Genomic DNA, 5,202 nt, shown 5'->3' with positions numbered 1-5,202 from the left:
TAGTCCGCGGTGCCGCGTGTGTAGAAGAAGCCGCCGGTTCCGCAATTGGCGGACACATTCGCCGCAAGTGCTGGTGCGGCCGCCAACACCATGAGCATCGCCAGGACCGTTACCGTGACCATGAGTCGCCTCATCATCTCCTCCCTTCCCTGGACGCCATCGTTCCAATAGGCATCACCAACCTGCCACTTTCCGGGTAGCGGGCAGTGCGCCAGCGGCACCGTCGTCTCACTACTTCCAGCAAGTCGGCCCCCTCGAGTACGGGCCGATGACCGGCCGTCCAGAAGACCTCCGCTGCCCTCCTTCGGAGACGGCCGCTTCCTTGCCTGTCCGGGCAACCGGTTCACCGGAAACGAACACCATCGCTGCCACACTGTGTTTGTGTACGGATCAGACCTGTTGTCGCGCGCTGATTTCGACAGAAGGACATTCAGGGGATTCAGAGGATGGAGATGGGGTCGCGCCAGGCGGCGATAGTTGCGGGTGGGATGGCGGCGATGCCGGCAGCGAGGGTGGCGATGGCGGTGGTGAACGCCAGGTCGGGTGGGCCGCCGGTGAGTCGCCAGATGACGTTCCGCCGATGACTGCTCCTGCGATGGCACCGGCGAGGGCGACCGCGACGTCTTCTGGTCGTCGGGTGAGCACGTAGATGACCCGCAGTGTCGGATCGGGGATCGTCGGGTCGGCTGCGGCGAGCAACGACCGGTTCAAGAACGCGAGCGGGTCGGTGGCGGCTTGGAAGCCTCCCTACCCGGGCGACTTGTCTCGCGTGGACTCCCGCCCGCCCTCTACATCAGGGTTCGAGTTGCGGTTCCCAGTAGTGGTTCGCGAGATGCTCGGGTTTGTTCTTTGGTGAGTTGCAGATAGTCGGAGTCCCTCTTGGGCCAGACACCGTTTGACTGTCGCTCGCCCATGCTCGAAAGGTCATCGACAGACGGGATCCGCTACCCGCCGGGGATCTCTTCACCCGGAGGACAGGCGATCTCTGCATCCAGCCACTCGCGCTCGTCCAAGGTCATGCCTTCTGTAGAAAACACGTCCAGACGTCCCCCGTAGGCGTCGAAGGCGCTCCAATTAGTCCCGCCACTGTCGATGTACGAGTCGAGCGTTGGGGGGTCCACGACGCGAAACCCATGCTCCTCCAGGCACCGTTGGGTCTGCATCTCTGTCTCGTACTTGAGGCTCAGATCCGTTGGTATGTCCCGATACTCGCGAACGAGGCCGATGTCGATGGCCCGCTGATAGCACTCTTGGTCGACCGCGACCGCGTCCTCGGGAGTCAATCCCCTGTAGTCGAACATGTAGCTGAGCCTGTCAACCGTTGGCGTGACCGCGAAACCGAGGTATTCGAGACAGGCGATCCGATACTTCACATGCTCTACGCCCTCGACGGGGTACGGACCGTTCCCTGGATCGACATACCCGGGCGGCCAGTCCGGGACCTGCGCAGCCCACGAGAATCCAGCATCCCCATCACCGGTCGTACTAACAACCGTCTCAGACGTCGAGGATGTGGAGGGTGTCGAAACCTCGATCGCTCGGGCATCCGCCGTCTGTCGCGTGCATGCCGAAGCTGCCGCCAGGAACACCAGCAGGCAGAACCACGCCAGAGCCCTCTCGATGCCGCCACCCACCACCTGCATCACCTACTGCACATCGCAGGTCCCCCAGCTCGAGTAGTAGGTCCCTCTTACGTAGAGTGACCAATCGGTCCACCCGTACGAGTAAACTGGGGCCCAGTACACCGTCCGCACCTGTTGGGTCGTGAACCCCGCAACCCAGTGGGGGGCTAGGAAGTGATTGCTCCCTCCCGACGTGTACGAGTGGGTAGTCGCGTATCCCCCGCTCCCGCAGTTCATAGTGCCACCCCCTTCCGCTACTGCTGGTGCAGCCGCCATGGTCATGATCATGGCTATGACCAGAATCGTAACAACGAGTCGTCTCATACTCTCTCCTCTCCTTCCTTCCCAAAGCACCGCCATACCCTGTCTGTGTCCAGATCAGGCGTGTTGTCGCGCGGAGACTCCAGGAGAACTGGATCTAGGGGACTCGGAGGATGGAGACCGATTCAACTATCCCGACTCCACCAAACCTGGGGAATATCACTCTGATCCTTGGGAGGATGGAGTCATGTCTAGACCATCAAGGTATTCACTGGAGGTGCGCGAACGTGCGGTTCGTCGCGTGTTGGAGCATCGTGTGGAGTACGAGTCGGAGTGGGCGGCGATCACGTCGATCGCTGGCAAGATTGGCTGTTCGACTGAGACGATGCGGAATTGGGTTCGTCAGGCTGAGCGCGGCGGGAGTCATCTCATCGGGCGGGCTACTCGCGCGTGACGGAATCTCTGAAGCCGCGAACTACGGCGTTTGACCGCTGCCGCCACCTCTTCGAGGACGGTGGTAGATCCGAACTTCCACACAGTCGCTCAGGCGGGCAGTGCGATCACGGCCGCCAGAGCGATGACCAACACGAGGATTACGACTGTCCTCATCTTCGATCCCTCTGTCAAGAGCATGCACTCTCCGCCGCTACGGTGCTACGAGCCACTCCGGCTTGTTCCGCCATCTGCAAGTGGCGATTTCCTCGTTGGTGGGAGACACTCCAAGATCTTCGATGAGCACCGCGACGGGGTCGAACAGCACCGGCAGGTCTGACAAGAACTTATCGAACGACGGCACCTGCACCAGCGGGTACCCCAGCTCCGCGAAACACGCCGCCTCGGCCTTGACGTACGAATAGAAGCTCTCGAGCTGCGTCTCGGTGAACGGCGGCGGATCCTCCACGTACCCCGGGTCAATCTCCCGAGCACACTCGTCACGTGTCTGGAGGAACTGCTCCGAATCGACACTCCCATGCCCGGAGATCGTGTAGTCAGGATTCAGTGTCACCGCATAGCCGTGATCATTCAGACACTTGACGAGGCGGGGGAAGAACTCGTCCGGCAGCAGCGACACGGGGGGCCACCGAGAAATCGAATCCTCGGTGGCCCCAGCGTTCGTGCCGACACGTGCTGCCGGCGATTCATCTGATCGGCTACAGGCCGTCACCGTCGCGAGTATCAAGAGAAGGTAAACGGCGCCAACGCTCCGCAGCATGCTCTGCATCTGGCTAGAGGACACTCTTGCAGTATGCCCCGTCGGTGATCTTGTAGCTGTCCCAGCTGATCCGCGCCCACGTTTCGGGGTCGTTCGTCTGGACGCCCCAGTAGGCCGCTGTGGGGGTGTAGTTGTACGTGAAATGCCCTTCCCACTCGAACAAGACGCTAGCCGGCGGCCCGGCTGTAGATAAACACTCCCTGATAGATCGTGCAATACCTCGTCGCGAAGTAGTCACTTCCCGGGGTCGCCACCGCTGGTGCAGCCGCCATGGTCATGATCATGGCCATGACCAGAATTGTGACAATGAGTCGTCTCATACTCCCTCCTCTCCTTCCTTCCCAAAGCATCGCCATACCCTGTCTGTGTCCAGATCAGGCGTGTTGTCGCGCGGAGACTCCAGGAGAACTGGATCTAAGGGACTCGGAGGATGGAGACGGGGTCGCGCCAGGCGGCGATGACGGCGGGTGGGATGGCGGCGATGCCTGCGGTGAGGATGGCGAGAGTGGCGATAGCGGTGGTGAACGACAGGTCGGGTGGGGTGCCGGTGAGTTTCCAGATGACAGCCCCACCGGCCACGCTGCCGGTAAGGGCGCCGATGAGGGCGACGGTGACGGTTTGGGTGGTGACGAGGGTGATGATGTCGGGTCGTGATGCGCCGAGGGCGCGGCGTCGCCCGTAGTCTCGTCGGGCGGTGGTGACAGATCCGTAGATGTTCAATCCGACGAGGATCAACCCGACGGCAAGGATGACGGTGACGAGCCGTCTGGAGTAGCGGCCGAGTTCTCCTTGGACGGCTTTGCGGATCTCGACGATCGTTTCGGAGGTTTGGATTCCGACCGCTGTCGGGTCCTCGGGATCAACGATCCCGACGACGGCATCGGCGACAGCTGCAACGTCTTCTGGTTGTCGGGTGAGCACGTAGATGGCACGGATGATCGGATCGACATCGCCGCTGTCGGGTGCGGCGATCAGCGACCGGTTGAGGAACCCGAGCGGGTCGGTCGCATTGAACCAGCCGACGACCGCATAGTCGACGTTGTCGCTGGTGGCGACCCCACCGGCGGGGACTTCGAGTCCGAGGGTGGTTTGTGCGACGGGGCCGACCAGAACCGTGCCGGGTGTCTGGTCCCACCCTGAGGTGGTCACCTCGACCGGAAGGGTACCGTAGACGGCCCGCACCGCCGCTGGGTTGCCACCGGGGATACCGGCGGCGTGCACATCGACAGCCGGACCCAACCCGATCGCCCACTCGACACCCGACAGGCGCCCGATCCGATCCACCGCCGAGGCGTGAATCCAGGCGGACCCGTTGGTATCGGTGATGATCACACTCCGGGTGCCGGCATCGTCGATACGGGCCAGGACTTGCCGTTCCGCCTGCACCGACTGTCCGGTCGTTGACAGGATCACCCCACACACCGCAGCCACGATCAGCCCGGTCACCGTCGACGACACCGGACGGGCCGCCATCATCCGTACCGCCTCGGCGACCAGCCCTGCGAGGCGTCTCACAGTTCCACCACCTCGTCACAGGCGGCAGCAACCGTGTGATCGTGCGACACGATGATCACCGTCGCCTCCTGGTCGTGTGCCAACCCGACCAGCGCGTCGATCACGACACGGGCGGTCACATCGTCCAGGTTCCCGGTCGGTTCATCCGCCAAGATTATGTCGGGACGGTTCACTAACGCCCGACACAACGCGACACGTTGCGCCTGGCCACCCGACACCTCCCCCGGCTTGTGCCCCAGCCGCAACCCCACCTCGAACCTGTCCGCCAACACGGTCGCCCGTTCGGTCGCTTGCACCCGACCCAGACCCGCATACACGGCCCCCTCGATCATGTTGTCCAACACGCTCCGGGACGGATCTAACACCGCATCTTGAAACACGAACCCCACCCTCGAAGCGCGTATCGCCGAGCGTGCCGCATCCGACAGTCCACCGGCCTCCACCTGCCCATACCGGATCTGTCCCGACCACGGGGTCAGCAACAACCCGACCAGATACAACAACGTCGACTTGCCCGACCCCGACCTGCCCGTCACCCCCGTCACCACCCCTGCAGGGAACAGGTGTGAGAACCCGTCGAAGATCACCTCT

The 5,202-nt window shown here is 62.7% G+C and carries 7 protein-coding genes and 1 pseudogene; 1 reads left to right on the top strand and 7 read right to left on the bottom strand.

The window, feature by feature from the left end:
- Together GXP34_00425 and GXP34_00420 are read right to left on the bottom strand one after the other, a co-directional pair.
- The coding region (locus GXP34_00425) for a hypothetical protein (protein ID NOY54438.1) at window positions 1-137 on the bottom strand (137 nt) is incomplete at its 3' end.
- Between the two features lie 807 nt (window positions 138-944).
- The gene (locus GXP34_00420) at window positions 945-1,646 is read right to left on the bottom strand and encodes a hypothetical protein (protein NOY54437.1); all 702 of its coding nucleotides are present in this window, start codon (window positions 1,644-1,646) and stop codon (window positions 945-947) included.
- Window positions 1,647-2,130: 484 nt separating this feature from the next.
- On the opposite strand from GXP34_00420, the pseudogene GXP34_00415 reads away from it, so the two are divergent.
- Window positions 2,131-2,298: pseudogene (locus GXP34_00415) on the top strand (transposase).
- 231 nt (window positions 2,299-2,529) lie between these two features.
- Here GXP34_00415 and GXP34_00410 read toward each other — a convergent pair.
- The 5 genes from GXP34_00410 to GXP34_00390 form a co-directional block, all read right to left on the bottom strand.
- Entirely contained in the window at window positions 2,530-2,955 is a 426-nt protein-coding gene (locus GXP34_00410) for a hypothetical protein (protein NOY54436.1), read from the bottom strand.
- Window positions 2,956-3,109: 154 nt separating this feature from the next.
- Entirely contained in the window at window positions 3,110-3,259 is a 150-nt protein-coding gene (locus GXP34_00405; protein NOY54435.1) for a hypothetical protein, read from the bottom strand.
- 4 nt (window positions 3,260-3,263) lie between these two features.
- On the bottom strand, window positions 3,264-3,416 hold the full coding sequence (locus GXP34_00400) for a hypothetical protein (protein ID NOY54434.1): 153 nt from the start codon (window positions 3,414-3,416) through the stop codon (window positions 3,264-3,266).
- Window positions 3,417-3,510: 94 nt separating this feature from the next.
- Window positions 3,511-4,611, bottom strand: coding sequence for an ABC transporter permease (locus tag GXP34_00395; protein NOY54433.1), 1,101 nt, complete (start codon window positions 4,609-4,611; stop codon window positions 3,511-3,513).
- On the bottom strand, window positions 4,608-5,202 hold a 595-nt coding region (locus GXP34_00390), incomplete at its 5' end, for an ATP-binding cassette domain-containing protein (GenBank protein ID NOY54432.1). The genes GXP34_00390 and GXP34_00395, both read right to left, overlap by 4 nt.

The organism is Actinomycetota bacterium, from assembly GCA_013152275.1.
GTDB lineage: Bacteria > Actinomycetota > Acidimicrobiia > Spongiisociales > UBA4744 > BMS3Bbin01.
This window is presented reverse-complemented; position numbering and strand designations above follow the sequence as displayed.

Excerpts from the sequence above, each read along its gene's own strand:
- GXP34_00400 (NOY54434.1), bottom strand. The coding sequence starts at position 3,416 with ATGAGACGACTCATTGTCACAATTCTGGTCATGGCCATGATCATGACC.